Source organism: Nonomuraea sp. NPDC023979, from assembly GCF_040639085.1.
In the GTDB taxonomy this organism is placed as follows: Bacteria; Actinomycetota; Actinomycetes; order Streptosporangiales; family Streptosporangiaceae; genus Nonomuraea; species Nonomuraea ceibae.
Window position 1 is genome coordinate 152,708 of sequence record NZ_JBEZZG010000011.1, and the last position, 21,604, is coordinate 174,311.

General features: G+C 73.6%; 21 protein-coding genes. 7 read left to right on the forward strand and 14 right to left on the reverse strand.

The window, feature by feature from the left end; translation table 11 throughout:
* Positions 1-163 precede the first annotated feature (163 nt).
* Complete coding sequence (locus AB0G11_RS21290) at positions 164-853, forward strand: FCD domain-containing protein (RefSeq protein WP_357587583.1); 690 nt, start codon at positions 164-166, stop codon at positions 851-853.
* 15 nt (positions 854-868) lie between these two features.
* Here AB0G11_RS21290 and AB0G11_RS21295 read toward each other — a convergent pair whose 3' ends face one another.
* Positions 869-1,108: a hypothetical protein gene (locus AB0G11_RS21295; RefSeq protein WP_219501980.1), complete on the reverse strand. Its 240-nt coding sequence runs from the start codon at positions 1,106-1,108 to the stop codon at positions 869-871.
* Between the two features lie 101 nt (positions 1,109-1,209).
* On the opposite strand from AB0G11_RS21295, the gene AB0G11_RS21300 reads away from it, so the two are divergent.
* On the forward strand, positions 1,210-1,815 hold the full coding sequence (locus AB0G11_RS21300; protein WP_357587585.1) for a DinB family protein: 606 nt from the start codon (positions 1,210-1,212) through the stop codon (positions 1,813-1,815).
* 52 nt (positions 1,816-1,867) lie between these two features.
* Here the strand turns inward: AB0G11_RS21300 and rbsK are convergent, their stop codons facing one another.
* The 10 genes from rbsK to AB0G11_RS21350 all read right to left on the reverse strand — a co-directional run bounded on the left by rbsK (position 1,868) and on the right by AB0G11_RS21350 (position 12,684).
* Positions 1,868-2,752 (reverse strand): ribokinase, encoded by an 885-nt coding sequence (gene rbsK / locus AB0G11_RS21305; protein ID WP_219501978.1) that lies wholly within the window; start codon positions 2,750-2,752, stop codon positions 1,868-1,870.
* Positions 2,749-4,077, reverse strand: coding sequence for an ADP-ribosylglycohydrolase family protein (locus tag AB0G11_RS21310; RefSeq protein ID WP_357587587.1), 1,329 nt, complete (start codon positions 4,075-4,077; stop codon positions 2,749-2,751). The genes rbsK and AB0G11_RS21310 overlap by 4 nt, the downstream gene beginning before the upstream one ends.
* Before the next feature lies 1 nt (position 4,078).
* A complete protein-coding gene (locus AB0G11_RS21315) occupies positions 4,079-5,218 on the reverse strand; it encodes an ADP-ribosylglycohydrolase family protein (protein ID WP_219501974.1) in 1,140 nt (379 codons plus the stop codon).
* On the reverse strand, positions 5,215-6,183 hold the full coding sequence (locus tag AB0G11_RS21320; protein ID WP_357587589.1) for an ADP-ribosylglycohydrolase family protein: 969 nt from the start codon (positions 6,181-6,183) through the stop codon (positions 5,215-5,217). The genes AB0G11_RS21315 and AB0G11_RS21320 overlap by 4 nt, the downstream gene beginning before the upstream one ends.
* Positions 6,184-6,188: 5 nt before the next feature.
* Complete coding sequence (locus AB0G11_RS21325) at positions 6,189-7,187, reverse strand: ADP-ribosylglycohydrolase family protein (RefSeq protein ID WP_357587591.1); 999 nt, start codon at positions 7,185-7,187, stop codon at positions 6,189-6,191.
* Complete coding sequence (locus AB0G11_RS21330) at positions 7,184-8,494, reverse strand: sugar ABC transporter substrate-binding protein (RefSeq protein ID WP_357587593.1); 1,311 nt, start codon at positions 8,492-8,494, stop codon at positions 7,184-7,186. Before AB0G11_RS21330 ends, AB0G11_RS21325 begins: the two co-directional genes overlap by 4 nt.
* A gap of 10 nt (positions 8,495-8,504) precedes the next feature.
* Entirely contained in the window at positions 8,505-9,323 is an 819-nt protein-coding gene (locus AB0G11_RS21335) for a carbohydrate ABC transporter permease (RefSeq protein ID WP_219519715.1), read from the reverse strand.
* Positions 9,320-10,231 carry a sugar ABC transporter permease gene (locus AB0G11_RS21340; protein ID WP_219519717.1) on the reverse strand — a complete coding sequence of 304 codons (912 nt, stop codon included), beginning with the start codon at positions 10,229-10,231 and terminating at the stop codon, positions 9,320-9,322. The genes AB0G11_RS21335 and AB0G11_RS21340 overlap by 4 nt, the downstream gene beginning before the upstream one ends.
* Complete coding sequence (locus AB0G11_RS21345) at positions 10,228-11,298, reverse strand: LacI family DNA-binding transcriptional regulator (RefSeq protein ID WP_219519719.1); 1,071 nt, start codon at positions 11,296-11,298, stop codon at positions 10,228-10,230. The genes AB0G11_RS21340 and AB0G11_RS21345 overlap by 4 nt, the downstream gene beginning before the upstream one ends.
* Positions 11,299-11,463: 165 nt before the next feature.
* Positions 11,464-12,684, reverse strand: coding sequence for an MFS transporter (locus tag AB0G11_RS21350; RefSeq protein ID WP_357587595.1), 1,221 nt, complete (start codon positions 12,682-12,684; stop codon positions 11,464-11,466).
* A 24-nt stretch (positions 12,685-12,708) separates the two neighbouring features.
* Between AB0G11_RS21350 and AB0G11_RS21355 the strand changes: the two genes are divergently transcribed.
* From AB0G11_RS21355 to mihF, 3 genes are all read left to right on the forward strand, one after another.
* Positions 12,709-13,914, forward strand: coding sequence for an ROK family protein (locus tag AB0G11_RS21355; protein WP_357587597.1), 1,206 nt, complete (start codon positions 12,709-12,711; stop codon positions 13,912-13,914).
* A gap of 152 nt (positions 13,915-14,066) precedes the next feature.
* Positions 14,067-14,450, forward strand: coding sequence for a heme-binding protein (locus AB0G11_RS21360; protein WP_219519204.1), 384 nt, complete (start codon positions 14,067-14,069; stop codon positions 14,448-14,450).
* Positions 14,451-14,555: 105 nt separating this feature from the next.
* Complete coding sequence (gene mihF, locus AB0G11_RS21365) at positions 14,556-14,861, forward strand: integration host factor, actinobacterial type (RefSeq protein WP_049567253.1); 306 nt, start codon at positions 14,556-14,558, stop codon at positions 14,859-14,861.
* 159 nt (positions 14,862-15,020) lie between these two features.
* Here mihF and AB0G11_RS21370 read toward each other — a convergent pair whose 3' ends face one another.
* Together AB0G11_RS21370 and AB0G11_RS21375 are read right to left on the reverse strand one after the other, a co-directional pair.
* Entirely contained in the window at positions 15,021-15,668 is a 648-nt protein-coding gene (locus AB0G11_RS21370) for a response regulator transcription factor (RefSeq protein WP_219519206.1), read from the reverse strand.
* Positions 15,659-16,906 carry a sensor domain-containing protein gene (locus tag AB0G11_RS21375; protein WP_357587599.1) on the reverse strand — a complete coding sequence of 416 codons (1,248 nt, stop codon included), beginning with the start codon at positions 16,904-16,906 and terminating at the stop codon, positions 15,659-15,661. Before AB0G11_RS21375 ends, AB0G11_RS21370 begins: the two co-directional genes overlap by 10 nt.
* Before the next feature lie 185 nt (positions 16,907-17,091).
* Here AB0G11_RS21375 and AB0G11_RS21380 point away from each other — a divergent pair, with 185 nt between their 5' ends.
* Both AB0G11_RS21380 and AB0G11_RS21385 read left to right on the forward strand, forming a co-directional pair.
* Entirely contained in the window at positions 17,092-18,360 is a 1,269-nt protein-coding gene (locus tag AB0G11_RS21380; protein WP_219519210.1) for an acyltransferase, read from the forward strand.
* A 44-nt stretch (positions 18,361-18,404) separates the two neighbouring features.
* A complete protein-coding gene (locus AB0G11_RS21385; RefSeq protein ID WP_357587601.1) occupies positions 18,405-20,903 on the forward strand; it encodes a DUF3516 domain-containing protein in 2,499 nt (832 codons plus the stop codon).
* Positions 20,904-21,027: 124 nt separating this feature from the next.
* Here the strand turns inward: AB0G11_RS21385 and AB0G11_RS21390 are convergent, their stop codons facing one another.
* Positions 21,028-21,597 carry a hypothetical protein gene (locus AB0G11_RS21390; RefSeq protein ID WP_219519214.1) on the reverse strand — a complete coding sequence of 190 codons (570 nt, stop codon included), beginning with the start codon at positions 21,595-21,597 and terminating at the stop codon, positions 21,028-21,030.
* Between the last annotated feature and the right edge of the window lie 7 nt (positions 21,598-21,604).

Here is a 21,604-nt window from a genome sequence, read left to right on the forward strand (position 1 = left end):
TCTCTGGTCAAGAACGCGGACCGGCAGCACTCGACCCCGCCGCGGCGGGGTGCCGGCCCTGGGTCAGGCCCCGCCGCGGCGGCCGAGAAGGAGACCGCGGTACGTCATGTCGGGTACGATAGCCACAACTCAGGTCCTCAGACAAGCTGAGAGGTGGATTCGGATGGCGCTCGGAGCGCTGCGTCCCAGCCCGCTGGTCGAGCAGGCCACCGCCCGCCTGCGCGAGCAGATCACCGGCGGCCACTGGCCAGTCGGCACCCGCCTGCCCAGCGAGAACGCGCTGGCCCAGACCCTCGGCGTCGGCCGCTCCACCGTGCGCGAGGCGCTGCGCGCCCTCACCGGCGCCGGCCTGGTCCAGCCGCGCCAGGGCAGCGGCGTCTTCGTCATCGCCGCCGAACCGGCCGAGGACTGGCCCGCCCGCCTGCGCCGCGCCGCCATCACCGACGTGTACGAGGTCCGCGTGATCGTCGAGACCCGGGCCGCGCGGCTGGCGGCGGCCCGCCGTACCGACGACGACGTGAGGGCGCTCCGGGCGGCGCTGGCGGCCCGGCGGGCGGCGGCCGGCGGCGGCGACGCGGCCTTCGTGGACGCCGACATCGCCCTGCACGCGGCCGTCGTCGCGGCGGCGGGCAACCCGGTGCTGACCGGTCTTTTCGCCGAGTTCGCGCCCGCGCTGCGCGAGCGGCTGATCGACCTGGTGGAGCTGCTGGGGCTGCGGCACGACGACGCCAACCCCGGCGACGACGCGCACGCCCGCCTGGTCGAGGCCGTCGAGGCGGGCGACCCCGACACCGCGGAAGCCGTCCTCCAGACGGAACTGGACCGGACCCTGGCCCTGCTCCGGAAGGCGTAGGGAGCTGCCGGGCGCCTAGCCGGTGGGGCCCGCGTCCGGGCGGGTCACGTCGTCCTCGTCGTCGTCCCGCTCCTCACCCTCGGCCCTGCCCTCGGCCTCATCATCGTCCGCGGGCTCGTCCCTGGCCTCCGGCGGGTCCACGGGGACGGGCCGGCGGAGCCGGGGCGTGGTCGACCCGGACCGCTCGGCGACCACGTCGCTCTCCCCGCCCAGACCGGAGACGGCCTCCGGCAACTCGTCCGTTCTGTCGCTCATGCCCCCTCTCTTCCCCTCTGACCTCGGCTGATGCCCCGGGCGCGGGTGGCGGCGCCGCTTATTCGGTGGCGGCCGGGGGACGGATGGCCGACGATGCCGGGATGACGACCTCGGACACGAGCGAACCCGTACCCGCGCGATGGACGCGGGCGACCGTCTACCCCGACATGTGGGTCGACCCGGACGACGACCCCCGCGAGAGCGACGCCGCGCCCACCGGCGAGCGCGGCATCCTGCTCGACTACCTGCGCCACTACCGGCTCACCCTGGAGATGAAGTGCGCGGACCTGGACGCCGAGCAGCTCGCCCGGCGCTCCGCGCCGCCGTCCACCATGTCGCTGCTCGGGCTGGTGCGGCACCTGGCCGAGGGTGAGCGGCACCTGCGCCGGGTGATGGCCGGCGAGGACGCTCCCCCGCTCTACCGCACCGAGCAGGACCGCGACGGCGACTGGAACGGCGCGGTCGCCGACCCGGAGGTCGTCGCGGACGCCTGGCGGCGGTGGCGGGCCGAGTCGGCGGCCACCGACCGGTACGTGGCCGGGGTCGACGACCTCGGCGCCTGGAACGCGGGAGCCTCCGACCTCGGCCCCGACGGCGCGAACCTGCAGCTGCGCGACATGCTGGTGGCGCAGATCGCCGAGTACGCGCGCCACTGCGGCCACGCCGACCTGCTGCGCGAACGCATCGACGGCCGCACCGGCCAGTGACCCGCCAGCGGTCAGGCCAGGGCGGCGTCCCTCCCGGGCCAGGGCGCCGAGCTCAGGCCAGGGCGGCGTCGATCTCGGCGCGGGTGGGCATCGAGGTGCTGGCGCCCTCCCGCTGCACCGACAGCGCCGCCGCCGCCGAGGCGAACCGCAGCGCGCCGGCCGCCTCCCGCCCCTCGGCGCGGGCCACCGCGAACGCCCCGGCGAAGGTGTCGCCGGCGGCCGTGGTGTCGACCGCCCTGACCTTGACGGCCGGCACGCGCAGCCGCTCCCCCGTGCGCCCGCCGTACAGGGCGCCCTCGGAGCCGAGCGTGATGACGGCCTCGTCGACCCGTTGCAGCAGCGCGTCCATCGCCGCCTCCGGGTCGGCGGCGCCGGTGATGTCGGCGGCCTCGTGCTCGTTGGGCAGCAGCAGCGTGACCGCGTCGAGCAGGGCGGCGGGCAGCGGCTGGGACGGCGCCGGGGTCAGGATGACGGGCACCCCGGCCTCGCGGGCGGCCCCGGCGGCGGCGACGACGGCCTCCATGGGCAGTTCGAGCTGCAGCAGCAGCGCCTGGGAGGCGGCGATGACGGCGCGTTCCTCCTCGGTCGGCCCCACGACGGTGCCGTTGGCGCCCGGCACCACGATGATCGAGTTGCCGCCGTCGTCGTCGACCACGATGTGCGCGATGCCGGACCTGCCGGACACCTGGCGCAGCAGGGCGACGTCCACGCCGGCCCCGGCGAGCGTGTCGCGCATCTCGGCGCCGAAGGCGTCGTCGCCGACCGCGCCGAGGAAGGCCACCCGGGCTCCCGCGCGGGCGGCGGCGATGGCCTGGTTGGCGCCCTTGCCGCCGGGGATGGTGCGGAACTCCCGGCCCGTCACCGTCTCGCCCCGTTTGGGAGCCTGGGAGACGTACGCCACGAGGTCCATGTTCGCGCTGCCGAATACCGAGATCATGAGGTCATCATCTCCTGCGTGCGGCGGGCCAACTCCTCCAGCGTGATGCCGTCGAAGCCGGTCAGGCTGCTGGCCAGGCTGTCGCGCATGCGCCACCGGGCGGGGACGCCGCCGTTGAGCGCGCCCACGACGGAGCCCGCGGTGGCGCCGGCCGAGTCGGTGTCCCAGCCTCCGGCGACCGCCCCGGCGATGGTGGCGGTGAAGTCGCCCCGGCCGTGCACGAGCGTGGCGGCGACGAGGGCGGCGTTGTTGATCGTGTGCACCCAGTGCAGGCCGCCGTGCCGCTCGTGCAGCCGGTCGACGACGCGTTCGAAGTCGCTCTCGCGTCCGGCGTCGTCGACCGCCTGGCGGACGGCCCGGTGCAGCCGGGAGCGCGGCGGCACCACGGACAGCCCGGCCTCGACGACCTCCTCCACGCTGCCGGCGACCATCGAGGAGGCGCACATGGCCGCCACGAACATGGCGCCGTAGACGCCGTTGGCGGTGTGGGTGAGCCGGGCGTCGCGCCAGGCCAGCCCGGCCGCCGCGCCCGGGTCGCCCGGGTTGACCCACCCGTACACGTCGGCCCTGATCAGCGCGCCGATCCACTCCCGGAACGGGTTGCGGTAGGTGGCGGTCGCGGGCGGCTCGATCCCGGCGAGTAGGTTGCGGTAGGCGACGCGCTCGGCGGTGAACGTGCGCCCGGCGGGCAGCTCGTCGAGCCACAGCTTGGCCACGTCGCCGGTGGTGAAGTCTCGCCCGTGCCGTTCGAGCAGGGACAGGGCGAGCAGCGGGTAGTTGAGGTCGTCGTCCTCGGGGATGCCGTCGATGTTCTCGGCCAGGGAGTTGACGGCGCTGCGCCGGTTCCACGGCCAGCGCGCGGCCACGTCGGCGGGCAGCCCCTCGGCGGTGAACCAGCCGCGGATCGGCCAGTTGCCGGTGGCCTCGGCGATCTCCCTGATGCCCGCGCGGGGGATCTTCTCCACCGGCTTGCCGAGCACGCAGCCCGCCGCCCGGCCCTGCCAGGCGCCCAGCACCCGCTCCGGGGAGACGGCGGCGCCGGGCCTGGGCGCCGGCCAGCCGGGGCAGGCGTCGATGACGGCGGCCAGGTCGCCGGGCTCGTCGAGCGGGGACGGGACGGCGGCAAGCTCGTCCAGCAGCTCCTCGGCCAGGCCGCGCAGCCGCTGCGCCCCGGGCTCGGAGGCGCCGGCGCGCGGCGGCGCGTCGTGCCCCCCGGCGGCGTGCCAGCGCGCCGCGACGGCGCTCGCGTCACGGCCGTCCTCTGCGGCCTGGCGGAGCTCGTGCCCCACCAGGTCCTCGGGCTGCACCCAGGTCAGCCGGATCATGTCAGTCCTCCAGGAGACCGGCGAAGGCCGCCTCGTGGGCGCGGCGGCGGGCCAGGTCGCCGGCGTGGACGCGGCGCGCCACCTCGGCGATGACGCGGCCGGGCCCGACGATGTCGGTGCGGCTGGCCGTGCCCACCTGCTCGACCCACTCGGCGGGGACGGCGGCCAGGCCGCCGAGCGCGCCCGCGATCGCGCCGCCCATCGAGGCGATGGAGTCGGCGTCGCGGCCGTAGTTGACGCCGCCGAGCACGGTGTCGCGGTAGTCGCCCTTGGCGATGACGAGGAAGGCCAGCGCCAGCGGCAGCTCCTCGATGCTGTGCGTGCGGCTCGGGCGGCGGGCGCCGAGGCCCTGGTCGCGGTAGGTGTCGGCGACGGTGTCGTACGGGCGCATGGCGGCGCGCAGCGTGGCGAACGAGCCGTCCCAGTGGCCGAGGCCGCGGGCCGCCTCGCACACGGCCTCGATGGCGGCGCGGGTGCCGTCCTTGGCCAGGCGCAGGCAGGCGGCGACGACGGAGTCGGGGGTGGCGCCGGGCCGCATGGCCTCGGCGACGGCGGCGGCCATGACGCCGGCGGCCTCGCGGCCGTAGCTGGACTGGTGGGCGCCGGTCAGGTCGATGGCCTCGGCGTAGGCGGCGTCGGGGTCGGCGGCGTTGACGATGCCGACCGGGGCGACGTACATGGCGGCGCCGCAGTTGACGATGTTGCCGACGCCCGCCTCGCGCGGGTCGACGTGCCCGTAGTGCAGCCGGGCCACGATCCACTTCTCGGCCAGGAAGATCCGCTGCAGCGGCAGCGCCTCGGCCTCCAGCTCGGGGATCCACTGGCGCTGCCCCATGAGCTCGGGCACCAGGTGCTCGGCCATCGCGTACGCGCCGAGGTGGCCGCCGACCTTCTCGTAGACGCGGATCAGCGCGTGCGTCATCAGGGTGTCGTCGGTGATGTGGCCGTCGCCCTTGTGGTACGGGGCGATGGGCCGGGCGTTGCGCCAGTCCTCGTTGAACGGCGGCACGATGCCCTCGACCTGGCCGCCGTAGCGTTCGACGATCTGCTCGGGGGTCCACCCCTCGGTGGCGCCGCCCAGCGCGTCACCGACCGCCGCCCCCGCCACGCAGCCGATCGCCCTGTCGTCAAGCGGCGTCATGAAAGTCCCTCCACAATGTCGATGAGATCCTGGCCTGCCGTTTCGGGCAGGCAGCAGCCGGCCAGCCTGCGGGCCGATGCGGTCCACCCCTCCGGGATCGCACCGTACCCCCCGCAGGCGCCGGTGATCGCGCCGGTCAGCGCCGGCGCGGAGTCGGCGAGCGCGGCCAGGCAGGCCGCGGCCGGCACGGCCCGGACGAGCGCCCCCTGGGCGGCCTCGGTCAGGGCCAGCGCCACGGGCACCGTCTGCGCGGCGCCCACCCCGTAGCTGTAGACGTGGTCGAGCAGCGCGGCGTCGAGCGCGGGCACCGCCGCGAACGGGTCGCCCGCCGCGCGGGCCGCCGCCAGCGCCACGCGGGCGTTGTGCCCGATGGCGGTGTCCTCGGGCAGGACGTCCAGCGCGGCGGCCACCGCGCGGGTGGCCGAGCCGGTGGCGACCGCCTCGGCCACGGCCGCCGCCATCGCGAGCGCGCCGAGGACGCCGTCGCCCGCGTTGGTGACCCGGGCGTCGTCGCCGGGGTCGCGGCCGAGCGCGCCGAAGGCGACCGCCCGGACGGCGGCGGCGTCGTCGAAGTGGTGCGGGTTGTCGTGGCCGCTCGCGGGCGGCTCGACGCCCCGGGCGAGGTTGTCCAGCGCGGTGGCCACGGACACGCGCGTCCGGATGTCGTCGCGGCCGGCCAGGGCGCGGAACGCCTCGGCGCGGGGCCGGTCGATGGTGAGCGCCGTCCAGGCGAGCCATTCGGCGTCGTCGGACGGGCCGACGGCCAGCGGCGCGATCGGCTGGTTGAGCGCGAACGGCACCGGCAGCGTGGTGACCTGGTGCTCCTCGGCGAACGCGTCGAGCTCGCGGTGCAGGCGCCGGCTCCACGGCGCGTGCAGCGCCGCCCGGTGCCTGCTCGCGGGCCAGCCCGCGGCGTCGCCCACGGCGAGCCCGGCGAAGGCCCCCGTGATCCTGTCCCCCGACATCGTCCTCAGCGTCCTCTCGTGTCTGCCACGGCCCCGGCCAGCTCGTCGGCGACGTCCAGCACGTGCTTCCCGGCCACGACGGGCAGGCATTTCCCGGTGACCGGGCCGATGCGGGCCGCCCACCGCCCGGGCACGCCGCCCTCTCCGGAGGTCGCGCCCGCGACGGCTCCGGCGATGGCGCCGATGGTGTCGGCGTCGCGGCCCAGGGAGACCCCGAACGTCACCGACGCCTCCACCTGGCCGCCGCCCGCCAGGTAGGCGGCCAGCGCCAGCGCGACGGCCTCCGGCGCCACGTCGGTCCACGGGTAGTGGCGGACGACGACGGCCTCGTGCAGCGCCTCGACCAGCGGCCCGTCGTCGCCGTCCGGGGACGGCGGGCCGGACCGTTCCAGCACCGCGACAGCGCGGCCGATCGCCCGCGCCGTCCAGGAATCGGCGGGCACCACCGCGAGCGCCGCGCCGACCGCGTCGCCCGGCGCGGCGCCGCCCATGGCGGCGGCGACCGCCCCGGCGACCGCGCGGCCGCCGAGAATGCCCTCGCCCGACTGGCTGACGAGCCCGTCCTGTTCGACCAGCCGCGCCGCCTCCGCCGGGTCGCCGGGACAGAAGATCCCGTACGGCGCGGCCCGCATGGCCAGCCCGTCGGACCAGCCGTGCTGGTGCACCATCCCGGTCAGCGGCGGCTCCAGCCCGCGGCGCAGCGCCTCGATGGTGCCGAGCTCGGAGAACCCGGCGCCGCGCATCGGCCCGGTCACCAGCGGGATGATCCGCTCCCGGTAGGCGGCGGCCACGTCGGCCGGGGTCAGGTCGTGCCCGTGCGCCACCAGCAGCGACGCGGCGAAGATGGCGTACTCGGTGTCGTCGGTGCCGCCGCCCTCGATCTCGGTGAGCCGCCCCCAGCGGCGGCGGATCTCGGCGGGGGTCAGGTTCTCGGCGGGCGCCCCGAGGGCGTCGCCGGCCGCCAGGCCGAGCAGACACCCCCGGGCCCTGTCGCGATACGTCACCGCTGGTACCGCTCCAGCACCCCGTTGCCCTCCTCGACGAGCCGCTTGGCCGCCTCGTCCAGGGTGATCTTGTTGGCGAAGAACTCCTGCAGCACCGGCGTGGCGACCTTGCTCTTCCACTCGTCGAACCCGTTCACCTTGAGGAACGGCGCGACGACGAGGCTCTTGGCGGAGGCGGTGGCCACGTCCCAGCCGTTCTCCTCGGTGGTGATGGCGGGGTCGGCGGCGGCCTTCTGCGAGGTCGGCAGCAGCCAGTCGCCCTTGGCGAGCTTGGCCTGGTTGGGGCCGTTGAGGAAGAACGCCATGAACTTCATGGCCTCCTCCGGGTGCTTGCTGTCGGCGGCGATGGACAGCGTCTGGGAGACCGCGCCCTGCTCGGTGGTGGTGCCCTTGAGCGGCGGCAGCGTCACCCACTCGAAGCCGTCGGGCGCCTGCTCGGCGACCTGCTGGCGCAGGTAGACGCCGACGGGCAGCATCGCGTACTTGTCGGCGAAGAAGCCGGGCAGCGGGTCGGCGGTGCCCATGCCGAGCGCCGAGGTGTCGGCCGTCTTGTCCTTGTAGAGCTGGTCGTGGATGCGCTGGAGGACTTCCTTCTCCTCCGCGCCGACCTTGACGGTGGTCTTGCCGTCGGCGCCCGTCTGGAAGAAGGTGCCGCCGAAGTTGAGCGCCAGGTTGAGCGTCTTGTTGACGGGCGACTTCATCGGCCAGGCGACGCCGAACGTGTCGCCCTTGGTGAGCTTCTTGCTGACCTCGGCGAACTCGTCCCACGTCCACGGCTCGCCGGCGGTGGGGATGCGCACCTTGGCGGCGTCCAGGAGCTTCTTGTTGGCGATGATGACCTGCGACTCCTGCAGGAACGGCACGCCGTAGACGCCCTGGTTGCCCTTGCCGTCGTCGAAGGTGACGGTGTCCCAGGCGGCCTGCGGGATGTCGGACTTGAGCTCGTCCGGCACCTTGCCGGTCAGGTCGAGCAGGTAGCCCTTGGAGGCGAAGCCGGACAGCGCCGGGGAGTCGTCGTGGATGACGTCCGGCGCGTCGCCGCCCTCGAAGGAGGTGACGAGCTGGTCGTTGACGTTGTCCCAGCTGCCCTGGACGTAGGTGACCTGGATGTTCGGGTTGGCCTTGTTCCACTCCTCGACGAGCGCCTTGTTGGCCGCGACCGACTCCTTCTGCCAGGCGAGGCTGAGGAAGTCGAGCTTGACCGGCTCGTTCGGGGTGCCGGAGGACCCGCTGTCCCCGCCGCTGCCGCCGCACCCGGCGGCCAGCGCGACGACCGCCGCCGCAGCCAACGCGGATTTGATACGCATGTGAGCCCTCCTAGCCCTTCACAGCGCCGGCCATCAGACCTGACCTCAGCCTGCGCTGGATGATTGCGAAAAAGATCAGGCTCGGGATCGTCGCCATGAGCGACGCCGCGGCGAGCGGGCCGAGCCTCGACACGCCCTCCGGGCCGGTGAACCTCACCAGCGTCAGGGGGAGCGTCATCACGTCCGGGTCCTTCAGGACCACGAGCGCGAACAGGAACTCGTTCCACGAGGAGATGAACGAGAACAGCAGTGTCGCCACCACGCCGGGCGCGAGCAGCGGCGCGACGACGCTGACGATCGCCCGCAGCCGGGTCGCCCCGTCGACGGAGGCGGCCTCCTCCAGCTCGCGCGGCACCGAGCGCACGTAGCCCTGGAGCATCCACAGCGCGAACGGCAGCGTGAACGTCACGTGCACGACGACGAGTCCCGGCAGGGTGTTCACCAGGTCGAGCTGCCGCAGCACCATGAACAGCGGGATGATGATCAGGATGAACGGGAACACCTGGCTGACGAGCACCCAGCCGAGCGCGACCCGCTTGAGCGCGCCCTGGTAGCGGGCCAGCGCGTAGGAGGCGGGCAGCGCCACGGCCACCGTCAGCGCCGAGCTGGCCAGGGCCACGACCAGGCTGCGCAGCCCGGCCCCGACGAGGTCCTGCTCGCTGAACGCGTCGGAGAAGTTGGCCAGCGTCGGGCTGCGCGGGATCCACGTGGGGTCGAGGCTCGCCATCTCCTGCGGCGTCTTCAGCGCCGTCGACAGCAGCCACACCAGCGGGAAGGCCAGGAACACCATGTACGCCAGCAGCGCGACGTACTGGGGGATCTTCTTCATGACGCCTCCCTCAGTTGCCGCCACAGATAGACGCCGAGCAGGCCGAGCACGACGATGACGATGCTGACGCCGAGCGCGGCCGCGTAGCCGAAGAAGCCGTAGCGGAACGCCTCCTCGTAGGCGAACAGCATCGGCAGCCGCGTCTGCCCGCCGGGCCCGCCCTGGGTGAGCACGTAGACCAGGCTGAACTGGTTGACGTTCCACACGAAGTCGAGCGAGGTGATGGTGACGATGATGGGGCGCAGCTGGGGCAGCGTGATGCTCCAGAACTTGCGCCAGGTGCCCGCGCCGTCCATCGCGCCGGCCTCGTACAGCTCCCTGGGCACGTTCTGCAGGCCGGCCAGCAGCACCACGGTGGTCTGCGGCATGCCGCTCCAGATGCCCATGACGATGATGGCGGGCAGCGCCCAGGAGAAGTCGGCCAGCCAGTTGATGTCGGTGCCGAGCGTGCTGTTCACGATGCCGGCGTCGGGGTGGTAGACGAGCCGCCACATCAGGCCGATGACCACGGGCGGCATCGCCCACGGCACGACGGCGAGCACCCGGGCCAGGCCGCGCAGGAACAGCTTCTGGTTGAGCAGCAGCGCCAGCCCCAGCGAGGCGAGGAACTGCAGCACGGTCACGGTGACCGACCAGATCAGGCCGATCCGCATGGACGACCAGAAGTCGCCGTCGCCGAGCAGGTCGGCGAAGTTCTCCAGGCCGACGAAGCTCGTCTCGTGGTTGCGCCCGGCCTCGGCGTCGGTGAACGCCAGCCCGATCCCGTACAGCAGCGGGCCCACGCTGAACAGCACCACCGGCACCAGCGCCGGCAGCATCAGCACCCACATCTCGCGGGTCTGCCTCGGCCGCTGCCGGCCGCGCGCGTGCCGCGCCGGCGGCGCCGGCTTCGTCGCGGTGGCCGTCATGACCTGCCCCCCTCCCTCTTGTCAGCTCGTGTACGGCCCGCCGCCCGGGAAGCCGGGTAGGGCTCCTCCCCCGTCGTCGAGGCGCGCACCGCCAGGCGGGGCGGGACCGTCACCAGGCGGGGCTCGCGGTCGCCGTGCTGCAGCCGGTCCAGCAGCAGCTCGGCCGCGGCCTTGCCGCGTTCGGCCGAGCCGAGCGAGACGCTGGTCAGCGACGGCCAGGAGGCCGCGGCCAGGTCGGTGTCGTCCATGCCGACCACGGCCACGTCCTCGGGCACCCGCCGGCCGGCGGCGCGCAGCACGTCGAGCGCGCCGAGCGCGATGAGGTCGTTGGCGCACATGAGCGCGTCGACCCCGGGCTCGCGGAGCAGCAGCTCGGCGACGGCCCGGGCGCCTTCGGCGCGGTAGAAGTCGCCGATCTCGACCAGGTTCTCGTCGTAGGGCAGCCCGAGCGTCTCCAGCGCCTCGCGGTAGGCGGCGCCGCGGGCCGCGCCGGGCACGGTGTCGAGCGGGCCGTTGACCATGCCGATGCGCCGCCGCCCGAGCGCGTGCAGGTGGTCGACGGCCAGCTTGACGCCGGTGCGCGAGTCGGCACGCACGTTGTCGACCGGGGTGCCCTCCGGCACCGATCCGATGATCACGACGGGGGCGCGGGCGGCGCGCAGCATCTGCAGGTGCTGTTCGGTGACGCGCAGCGGGCTCATGATGAGCCCGTCGACGTAGCGTTCGCCGAGGCTGTGCAGCACGTCGATCTCGTCGGCGGCCACGGCGTCGGTGGAGTGCAGCACGAGCCGGTAGCCGGCGGCCTTGAGCACGGGCTGGATCTGCCGCAGCATGGCGAGGTAGGCGGGGTTGCCGACGTCGGCCATGGCGAAGGCGACCTGGTGGGTGCGGCGCGACTTGAGCGAGCGGGCCACGGCGTTGCGCACGTAGCCGAGCTCGTCGGCGGCGGCCATCACCTTGCGCACGGTCTCCTGCCTGGTCGGCAGGCCGTTGAGCACCCGCGACACCGAGGCGATGGAGACACCGGCGCGCTCGGCGATCGTGGTGATCGTGGGTCCGTCGGCCAAGGCTGTCCTTCCAGATTCGTAAACGATTTCAGACACCTGCTGTAAACGTTTACGGTGTTTGGCACATGAAACAGCCCCCGTAACCGCAGGGTCAAGTCACGATCCCATAACACCAGGTCAGGGGGCTGTTTCCCAAATCGGGGCCAGGCGGACGGCTACGGAGCGTCAGTCGCGGGCCGAGGCGGGCACCGGGTCGGGGGCCGGCGTCAGCCGGTCGAGCGAACGGATGGACGGGGCCCCGGTGAGCGCCACGACGGCCGACAGGACGGCGGGCACGATCAGCGCGATCGGCAGCGAGGACGCCTCCGCCACGTAGCCGAGCACGGCGGGGCCGACCAGGAGCCCGCTGTAGCCGAAGGCCGTCACCAGCGACAGCGCCTTGCCGACGGGCCCGCCCGCGGCGCCGACCGCGCTGAAGATCACCGGCACGACGGTGGCGAGGCCGACGCCCGCCAGGGCCCAGCCGGTCCAGGCGCAGGCCAGCGCGAGCGAGCCGGTCGCCGGGGCGGCGAGCACGAGCACGTAGCCGCAGGTGGCGAGCAGCCCGGCAAGCTGGATGGTGCGGATCGAGCCGAGGCGGGCCCGGATCGGGTCGCCCAGCAGGCGGATGGTGGTCATGGCGACGGCGAAGACCGTGTAGGCCAGCGGCGCGGCTGCCGGGTCGGCGTCGAGGACCCAGCGGGCGTGCAGCGCGGCCCAGTCGATCGCGGCGCCCTCGGCCAGGTGCCCGGCGAAGGCGGCGACGCCGAGCAGCGCGATCAGCCCCCACTTCAGCGGCGACCCGGACCGGGCGGCCTGCTGCTCGGCGGCGTGCGCGGGCGGGTCGGGCAGCAGCAGCCGCGCCGCCGGCAGGTACAGGAACGGCACCACCACGCCCGCCACGACGAGCAGCGCCTGGGCGTCCAGCCCGGCCTGCAGCACCAGGGCGGTGATCGCGCCGCCGGCCGCCCCGCCGAGGCTCCAGGTGCCGTGGAACGCCGAGATGATCGGCCGCGCGTAACGCCGCTCGACCTCGACCGAGTGGGCGTTCATGGCCACCTCGGTGACGCCCAGCCCCAGGCCGAACAGCACCGCCAGCACCGCCAGCCACAGGTAGTCGGGCGCGAGCGCGGGCCCGAGCAGTACCACGGCCGACGCCGGCCCGGCGAACCAGCACACCGCCCGGCTGGACCACCGGTCGACCAGCGGCCCGGCCACGAGCATCGACACCAGCGCGCCGCCCGAGATGAGCAGCAGCACGCTGCCCAGCCGGGCCGGGCCGAGGTCCAGCCGGTCGTTCAGCGACGGCAGCCCGGCCGCCCACAGGCCCATGACGAGTCCCGCCAGGAAGAAGAAACCGAACACCCCGATACGGGCACGTCGAGCGTCATCGCGTCTTTTGTTCACGTCTAGAGCATAATGAGAGTCACGATGTCTGGGAACAGTGGAGCGACGACGACCGGCGAGCTGCGCGCGCACAACCGGGTGCGGCTGCTGCGCGCCGTGCACGACGGCGGGGCCACGCTGACCCGGTCGCGGCTCACCCGCGATCTGGAGCTGGCCAGGGGCACCGCGTCGGTGCTGGTCGGCGGTCTGGCCGAGGACGCGCTGCTGCACGAGGAGCCGGCCCCGGAGCAGGCCAGGGGCCGCCCGACGATGGTGCCGGGGCCACATCCGCGAGGTCCCGTCGTGCTGGCCGCCGACCTGCGGGAGGACGCCTGGGAGCTGGCGGCGTGCGAGCTGGGCGGCCGGACGGCCGTGCTGGAGGTGCGCGGCCACGACGGCACCCCGCGCGGCGCGCTGGAGCCGCTGGGGGCCGCGCTGCGCGAGCACCGGGCGCGCCTTCGCGGACGGGCCGTGGGCGCCGGCGTGGCGGTGGCGGGCCCGATCGGCCCCGGCGGCCGGGCGGACGTGCCGCACCTGGGCTGGCGCGCGGTCGACGTGCCCGCCCTGCTGGGGCTGCCACCCGGCTGGGTCCGGGTCGGCAACGACACCGCGCTGGCCGGGCTGGCCGAGGCCAGGCGCGGGCTGCTGCGCGGCGTCGGCGTCGGCCTGCACCTGCACGTGGACTTCGACCTGGGCGGGGTGCTCGTCGTCGGCGGCCGGCCGCTGGAGGGCGCCGGCGGGATGGGCGCCGAGTTCGGCCACATGCCGCTGACCGGTGGCTCGCTGCCGTGCGCGTGCGGCGCGACGGGCTGCTGGGCGCTCGACGTGGGCGCGAACGCGCTGCTGCGTCACATGGGCCTGGCCCACGGCGGCGGCCGGGGCCGCGAGCAGGCCGAGCGGGTGATGGCCGCGGCGCGGGCGGGCGAGCCGGCCGCGGCGCGCGCGGTGGCGGCCGCCGCGCGGGCGCTCGGCCGGGGCGCGGCCGCCCTGGTCAACGCGCACGACCCGGAGGTGGTGACGCTCTCCGGGCTGGCCGCCGACCTGCACGGACAGGCCGGCGCGGTGCTGGCGGAGTCGCTGACGGGCGGGCTGATGACGATCCGCCGCGAGCGCCCGCCGCTCGTCACCCCGGCCGCGCTGGGCCGGCGCGCCTCGCTGGTGGGCGCGATGGAGTCGGTCTTCGACGCGTTCCTGACCCCGGAGGGCCTGGCCGGCTGGCTCGCCCGCGACACGCCCGGGAGCACAGTGTGATGCATACCACGAAATATCGCTAGAAAGCACGCTTTAAGGCTCAAAACGACCATCCCGTACGTGATCCGTACGGCGATCCCGGCGGGTCTGTGCACCGGCGGCGGCGGTGAGGCGTCGAGCAGGCAGGTGACCTGACGCGAGGGGGACGGCCGATGGATCTGGAGATCGCGTTGCGCATGTGCGAGGCGGCGTTGCGGCAGGCTTCCCGGGAGGGTTCGGCGATCTCCGTGGCGGTGGTCGACGCGGGCGGACATCTGGTGTCTTTCCAGCGTATGGCGGGTGCGGGGTTCGCCGGCACCACGCTCGCGCCCGGCCGGGCGAGCGCCGCCGCGGCCCACCGCAGGCCGACGGCCGAGCTGTCGGGGACGGGCGGCCCGGGAGCCGGGCCGTGGGAGCGCACTCCGGGCGGTCTGCCGCTGTGGTCCGGCCGCGGCCGGAGCGGGTGCGTGGCCGGCGGCGTGGGGGTCAGCGGCGGCACCCCGGAGCAGGACCAGGCGTGCGCCGAAGCGGCCGCCTCGGTGTGGCGGACACGTTGACCGGGCGCTTTGGGCAACACGAACCGCTGGTATCCGCCATGATTAGCCACTGCACTACGGGTAACAGAAACCCCGATCGTCAACTCCCCGAGGAGAGAACAGCAGATGGCACTTCCCACTCTTACCCCAGAGCAGCGCAAGGCCGCGCTGGAGAAGGCCGCGGAGGCTCGCGCCGCCCGCACCGCCCTGCTCGCCAAGGTCAAGACCGGCGAGCTGTCGTTCTCGCAGCTGCTGGAGCGCGATGACGACATCGCCAAGAAGATCAAGGTGTCGCAGGCCCTGCGCGCCGTGAAGGGCGTCGGCCCGGCCAAGGCCACCGCGCTCATGGAGGAGGCGGGCGTCGACGAGAAGCGCCGCCTCGGCGGCCTGGGCGCCCAGCAGCGCAAGAAGCTGGTCGACGCGCTCGGCTAAACCGGCCGGGCGGCCAGGTCCGCGCGCAGCGCCGCGCGGACCGGCCGGCAACGCTCCAGGAGACCGGCACACCCCTCCGCATCACCGGCCGCCTCCCGGAGAGATCCGCGACGCCCCCGCCAGGGACCTCCCCGGTGCCGCCCCCGGGAGGGCCGGGGCTCAGCTGCGCAGGTAGGCCAGCACCGCGAGCACGCGCCGATGTTGGTCGCTGTCGTCGGCGTAGAGGCCGAGCTTGCTGAAGATGCTCCTGATGTGCTTCTCCACGGCCCCGTCGCTGATCACGAGCTGGCGGCCGATCGCGGGGTTGGACTTGCCCTCCGCCATCAGGCCGAGCACCTCACGCTCCCGCGGTGTGAGCTGGGCCAGCGGGTCGTCCTTGCGCCTGCGCACCATCAACTGCGACACCACCTGCGGATCGAACACGGTCCCGCCTGCGGCGACCCGCCGCAGGCCCTCCATGAACTCGTCCACGTCGACGACCCGGTCCTTCAGCAGGTAGCCCACCGCGCCCCGGGCGTCGGCGAGCAGGTCGTCGGCGTAGGAGACCTCGACGTACTGCGACAGGATGAGCACCGGCGCGCCCGGCACCCGGCGGCGCGCCTCCACGGCGGCGCGCAGCCCCTCGTCGGTGAACGACGGCGGCATGCGCACGTCCACCACCGACACGTCGGGCCGGTGCTCGGCCACCGCCTCGACGAGGCCGTCGCCGTCACCGACGGTCGCGACCACCTCGCAGCCGAACTCCTCGAGCAGCCTGACCAGGCCCTCCCTGATCAGAACCGCGTCATCGGCCACGACTACGCGCACGGTACCTCCGCTGCTATCACTGTCGGCCCGCCGTCGGGCGAGTGCACCTCCAGCTCCCCGTCGACCGCGCGGAGCCGGTCGGCCAGCCCGGCGAGACCATGTCCCTTGGCGACGTGGGCGCCGCCGACCCCATCATCCACGATCGTCAGCACGAGGGCGTCGTCGGTGTGGGTGAGGCGGATGGTGCACACGCTCGCCTGGCTGTGCTTGGCGACGTTGGTGAGGGTCTCGGCGACGACGAAGTAGACGGCGTTCTCCACCGCGGCCTCGTACCGGCCGGTGGCGCGCACGTCCAGCTCGACGGGGACGATCGAGCGCCCGGCCAGGGCGGCGAGCGCCGGGGCCAGGCCGCGGTCGGACAGGATGGGCGGGGCGATGCCGCGCGAGAGCGCGCGCAGCTCGTCGAGCGTCTCGCGGGTGGCGGAGATCGCGGAGGTGAGCGTGGCCTGGGCGGCCTCGGGGTCCTTCTTCAGCTGCCGCTGGGCCCGCGAGAGCTCCATGGCCAGCGACACCAGGCGCTGCTGCGGCCCGTCGTGGATGTCGCGCTCCAGCTTGCGCAGCGCGTTGGCCTCGGCCGACACGGCGGCGGCGCGGCCCTGGGCCAGGTCGTCGATGCGCTCCTGCAGCTCGGCGACGCCGGTGAGCAGGGCCCGGCCGAGCCCGGCGCGCACCAGCGCCGCCCCGCGCACGGTGAAGGGCAGGATGAGCAGGAACAGCAGCCCCAGCGCCACGTAGAAGATCGAGTTGATCAGGTAGCCGTCGCCCAGGCCGAGCAGCTCGGGCAGCTCCACGTTGTCCTCGATGCGTGAGGTGATGAGCCCGTAGATCGGGTAGGTCAGGCCGGCAAGCGGCAGCGCCCAGCAGACCACGGTGAGCACGAACGCGATCAGCGCGGGCGGGAAGTTCACGATGGAGTGCAGCAGGTCGAGCCAGGACTGCCCGCTGGTGAGCGGGTTGACGATCCGCCGGAAGCGGCCCGCCCCGGGCGGGGCCGGCTTGTAGCGGGGCCGCACCGGGGGCCGCTTGAGCACGTCGGACAGCCAGCCGCGCTCCGCGTCGGCGAATCCCCTGGCAGCCAAAAGGGTGGCCGCGAGCACCGGCACGCCGATCCACACCACGGCGGTGCCGACGCCGGCGGACAGGCCGACCAGGGTGACGGCGAAGCCGATCAGCGTGGTGGGGAACCCCACCAGGGTGTAGCGGGTGTCGAGCATGACCCGCCGAATCAGGGAGCGCATGCCTCCACGCTAGAGCCCCGGAAAGCCGTTTTCGAACCGGTGCGCCGGTCTTGCGATGGTAGGGCCAGCCCCACCCCCGGGGTGGTGGCGGGACGACCGCAAGACGGTGGTTCGCGGCAATGTGCGCGAGCCGCCCGGACGGAAGCCTTGGGACATCGCCCCACCCCCGATGAAACGAGGCTTCCATGACCGTCCTGCTGGAGCGGCCCGCCCTGCCCGAGCAGCCGGCGCGCACCGGTTCCCCGCGCCGGGCCAGGGACCCGTTCATCGACATCCTGCGGGTGTTCGGGATGGCGCTGGTCGTGCTGCAGCACTGGACGATCCCGGTCCTGGACTACGACGGGGCGCGGCTGACCACCGGCAACGCGCTGGCCGAGCCGGGCGTGTGGGTGGTCACGTGGATCAGCCAGGTGATGCCGCTGGTGTTCTTCGCGGGCGGGGCGGCCAACGCGATCAGCTTCGGGCGGGCGGCGCACGGCGGGCCGCAGTGGATCGTCACGCGGGTGCGCAGGCTGGCGTGGCCGCTGCTGCCGCTGGCGGCGGTGTGGCTGCCGCTGCCCCACGTGCTGATGACGCTGGGCGTGCCGGAGCAGCCGCTGGAGGTGGGGGCTCGCCTCACCGGGCAGCTCCTGTGGTTCCTGGCGGTCTACCTGATCGCGGTGACGGCGACGCCGTACCTGCTGCGGCTGCACGCCGCGCACGGGTGGCGGGTGGTGGCCGTGCTGGCGGCGGCCGCGGTGCTGACCGACGTGGTGCGCTTCTCGACCGGCGTGGACGCGCTGGGCTACGCGAACATCGTGTTCGTGTGGCTGGCGGTGCACCAGCTCGGCTTCCTGTACGCCGGCGGCCGGCTGCGGCTGCCCGTGCTCATGGCGGCGGGCGGCTTCGGCGCGGCGGCGCTCCTGGTGGCGTACGGGCCCTACCCCGGCAGCATGATCGGGCTGCCCGGCGCGGAGATGTCGAACATGGCGCCGCCCACGCTGGCGATGCTGGCCGTCTCGTTCGGGCAGGTGGGGCTGGCGGCGCTGCTGCGGCCGTGGATCGTGCGGCTGCCGCTGACGCGGGTGCTGGCCTGGGCCGGGCCGCGCATCATGACCGCCTACCTGTGGCACATGCCGGCGCTGTTCGCGGTGACGGGCGTGGTCGTGGTGGCGATGCGGGTCCAGACGCCCACGCCGGGCAGCGCGTTCTGGCTGGCCGGATGGCCGGTGTGGTTCGGCGCGCTGTGCCTGCTGCTGTGGCCGCTGCTGCGCTGGTTCTCCCGGTTCGAGGAGCCGCCCGCGCTGCCGTACGGGCGAGCCACCTGGGCGACGGCGCTCACGTCGGCGGCGCTGACGGGCGGCGGGCTGCTGGCGCTCACGGTCGCCGGGTTCGCGCCCGGCGGGGTGCCGTTCCTGGGCGTCATCGCGGTCCTCGGCGGGCTGCTCCTGACCGGGCCGCGCACCCGGATGTGAGGGCGCCGGTTCGACCACGCGGTGAACTTCGGCAGGATAGGGGTGTGAGCCTTCTCGTTGACCGCCTGCCGGAAGAGATCGACGCCGATCCCGACGCCATTTTCGACGCCTTCGCGTCCTGGAACTCCGAACGGGGGCTCACCCTCTATCCCGCCCAGGAGGAGGCGCTGATCGAGGTGGTGTCGGGCAGCAACCTGATCCTGGCCACGCCGACCGGCTCGGGCAAGAGCCTGGTGGCCGCCGGGGCCCACTTCGCCGCCCTGACCCGGGACGTGCGCACCTTCTACACCGCGCCGATCAAGGCGCTGGTGTCGGAGAAGTTCTTCGACCTGTGCGCGATCTTCGGCACCGAGAACGTCGGCATGATGACCGGCGACGCGAGCGTCAACGCGGGCGCGCCGATCATCTGCTGCACCGCCGAGATCCTGGCCAACGTGGCGCTGCGCGACGGCGCGGCGGCCGACATCGGCCAGGTGGTGATGGACGAGTTCCACTTCTACGCCGAGCCCGACCGGGGCTGGGCCTGGCAGGTGCCGCTGCTGGAGCTGCCGAACGTGCAGTTCATCCTGATGTCGGCGACGCTCGGCGACGTCTCGATGTTCGAGCGCGACCTGACCCGGCGCACCGGGCGGCCGACGGCCGTGGTCAAGCACGCCGAGCGGCCGGTCCCGCTGGTCTACTCCTACCGGATGACGCCGCTGCACGAGTCGCTGGAGGAGATGCTCTCCACCGGCCAGGCTCCCGTCTACGTGGTGCACTTCACGCAGGCGGCGGCGATGGAGCGGGCCCAGGCGCTGATGAGCATCAACATGGCCTCCAAGGCGGAGAAGGAGGCCATCGCCGCGATGATCGGCGGCTTCCGCTTCACCACCCGCTTCGGCCGGGCGCTGTCGCGGCTGGTGCGCCACGGCATCGGCGTGCACCACGCCGGCATGCTGCCGAAGTACCGGCGGCTGGTGGAGCGGCTGGCGCAGGCCGGGCTGCTCAAGGTCATCTGCGGCACCGACACGCTGGGCGTCGGCGTCAACGTGCCGATCCGCACGGTGCTGTTCACGGCGCTGTCGAAGTACGACGGCAACAAGGTGCGCCGGCTGCGCGCCCGCGAGTTCCACCAGATCGCCGGCCGGGCGGGCCGGGCCGGGTTCGACACGATCGGCTACGTGGCCTGCCAGGCGCCCGAGCACGACATCGAGAACGCCAAGGCCCTCGCCAAGATCGGCGACGACCCGAAGCGGCGGCGCGGCTATGCCCGCAAGAAGCCGCCGGAGGGGTTCGTCGGCTGGAGCGAGGAGACGTTCGAGAAGCTCCAGCAGGCCGAGCCCGAGCCGCTCAACTCGCGCTTCAAGGTGAGCAACGCGATGCTGCTGGCGGTGATCAACCGGCCGGGCGACTGCTTCCAGGCGATGAAGCACCTGCTGACCGACAACCACGAGGACCGCAAGTGGCAGCGGCGGCACATCAGCCAGGCCATCGCCATCTACCGGTCGCTGCTGGCGGGCGGCGTGGTCGAGCAGCTCGCCGAGCCCGACGAGCAGGGCCGCAGGGCCCGGCTGACGATCCAGCTCCAGGACGACTTCGCGCTCAACCAGGCGCTGTCGACGTTCGCGCTGGCCGCCTTCGACCTGCTCGACCGCGAGTCGCCGAGCTACGCGCTCGACATGGTGTCGATCGTGGAGTCGATCCTCGACGACCCGCGCCAGATCCTGTCGGCCCAGCTGAAGAAGGCCAGGGGCGAGGCGGTCGCGCAGATGAAGGCCGACGGCATGGAGTACGAGGAGCGCATGGAGGCGCTGGCCGAGGTCATGTACCCGATGCCGCTGGACGACCTGCTGCTCGGCGCGTACGAGACCTACCGGCGCGGCCACCCGTGGGTGGGCGACTACACGGTCAGCCCGAAGGCCGTGGTGCGCGACATGTTCGAGCGGGCGATGACGTTCGGCGAGTACATCCAGTTCTACGAGCTGGCCCGGTCGGAGGGCACGGTGCTGCGCTACCTGGCCGACGCCTACCGGACGCTGTCGCGCACGGTGCCCGAGCACCTGAAGACCGAGGACCTGACCGACCTCATCGAGTGGCTGGGCGAGCTGGTCCGCCAGGTCGACTCCAGCCTGATCGACGAGTGGGAGAAGCTGGCCAACCCGGATCTGGCGCTGGAGGAGCGCGAGGCGCTGGAGACGAAGGTGCGGCCGGTGACGGGCAACACCCGGGCGTTCCGGGTGCTGGTGCGCAACGCGATGTTCCGGCTGGTGGAGCTGTGCGCGCTGGAGAAGGAGGAGGAGCTGGAGGAGCTGGCTCCCGACGTCGACTGGGGTGCCGCGCTCGACGCCTACTACGCCGACCACGAGGAGATCCTCACCGACGCCGACGCGCGCGGGCCCGCGCTGCTGCGCATCGAGGAGGAGAGCGGGCTGTGGACGGTGCGCCAGACGATCAAGGACCCGGCGGGCGACGGAGACTGGGGCATCGACGCGCAGATCGACCTGGCCGCCTCCGACGAGGAGGGGCGCGCGGTCGTCCACGTGACGGGGCTCAACCGGCTCTAGGGGAGATAGCCGTGTGCCGGAACGGACTGGCAAGGGCGCTCCGGCACACGCCTGTTCTCTTATTCTCCGGTCGCGTACTTCGGCAACGCGTCATGACAATGTCTCAAGATCGGGACATTTCCCGTCAGCAGGCGGCGATGCGGCAAATCTTCCCGAGCATCCGCTTGGCGTCCTTCGTCTGCTGCTTGAAGTCGGCGGCGGCGGGCTTGCCCCACTCCCCCGACACCGTGTAGACGATCAGCGCGTTGGCGCGGCGCGTCACGACGGCCCGCTCGCCGCCGATGGCCGGCTTCTTGCTCTGGTACGCCTGGCCGGTGATCGAGACGCCCTCGTCGCCGAGCCGTACGGGACGGTAGGAGTAGCGGTAGTCGGCGGTGCCGCAGGCGCGCACGGCCGCGCGCAGGTCGCGCACGGCCTTCTTCGCCGCCCCCGCCGAGCCGTAGAGGATGACCTGCTCGGACTTGGAGTAGTCGGGCACGGCCGTGTAGGTGAGCGTCTTGGCGGCGGTGCGCCCGGCGCGGCCCAGCGTGGCCTTCTGGCACGGGTTGACGACCAGCCGGGCGCTCGTCCTGCCGCTGACCTGCCAGCTGTGCTCGGGGTTCGGGTCGTGCTTGGCCGCGTCCTTCTCGTACAGCATGAAGCCGCCGGGGATGCCCAGGGCGAGGGCGGCGGTTAACGCCACAATGGAGACCATGAGGCAA

Bases quoted from the DNA above. Each gene is read 5' to 3' on its own strand.
- AB0G11_RS21330 (WP_357587593.1), bottom strand. From the start codon at position 8,494: ATGCGTATCAAATCCGCGTTGGCTGCGGCGGCGGTCGTCGCGCTGGCC.
- AB0G11_RS21300 (WP_357587585.1), top strand. From the start codon at position 1,210: ATGACGACCTCGGACACGAGCGAACCCGTACCCGCGCGATGGACGCGG.
- AB0G11_RS21375 (WP_357587599.1), bottom strand. From the start codon at position 16,906: ATGCGCTCCCTGATTCGGCGGGTCATGCTCGACACCCGCTACACCCTG.
- AB0G11_RS21295 (WP_219501980.1), bottom strand. From the start codon at position 1,108: ATGAGCGACAGAACGGACGAGTTGCCGGAGGCCGTCTCCGGTCTGGGC.
- rbsK (WP_219501978.1), bottom strand. From the start codon at position 2,752: ATGATCTCGGTATTCGGCAGCGCGAACATGGACCTCGTGGCGTACGTC.
- AB0G11_RS21355 (WP_357587597.1), top strand. From the start codon at position 12,709: ATGTCTGGGAACAGTGGAGCGACGACGACCGGCGAGCTGCGCGCGCAC.
- AB0G11_RS21390 (WP_219519214.1), bottom strand. From the start codon at position 21,597: ATGGTCTCCATTGTGGCGTTAACCGCCGCCCTCGCCCTGGGCATCCCC.
- AB0G11_RS21310 (WP_357587587.1), bottom strand. From the start codon at position 4,077: ATGATCCGGCTGACCTGGGTGCAGCCCGAGGACCTGGTGGGGCACGAG.
- AB0G11_RS21335 (WP_219519715.1), bottom strand. From the start codon at position 9,323: ATGAAGAAGATCCCCCAGTACGTCGCGCTGCTGGCGTACATGGTGTTC.
- AB0G11_RS21340 (WP_219519717.1), bottom strand. From the start codon at position 10,231: ATGACGGCCACCGCGACGAAGCCGGCGCCGCCGGCGCGGCACGCGCGC.
- AB0G11_RS21320 (WP_357587589.1), bottom strand. From the start codon at position 6,183: ATGTCGGGGGACAGGATCACGGGGGCCTTCGCCGGGCTCGCCGTGGGC.
- AB0G11_RS21360 (WP_219519204.1), top strand. From the start codon at position 14,067: ATGGATCTGGAGATCGCGTTGCGCATGTGCGAGGCGGCGTTGCGGCAG.
- AB0G11_RS21380 (WP_219519210.1), top strand. From the start codon at position 17,092: ATGACCGTCCTGCTGGAGCGGCCCGCCCTGCCCGAGCAGCCGGCGCGC.
- mihF (WP_049567253.1), top strand. From the start codon at position 14,556: ATGGCACTTCCCACTCTTACCCCAGAGCAGCGCAAGGCCGCGCTGGAG.
- AB0G11_RS21290 (WP_357587583.1), top strand. From the start codon at position 164: ATGGCGCTCGGAGCGCTGCGTCCCAGCCCGCTGGTCGAGCAGGCCACC.
- AB0G11_RS21315 (WP_219501974.1), bottom strand. From the start codon at position 5,218: ATGACGCCGCTTGACGACAGGGCGATCGGCTGCGTGGCGGGGGCGGCG.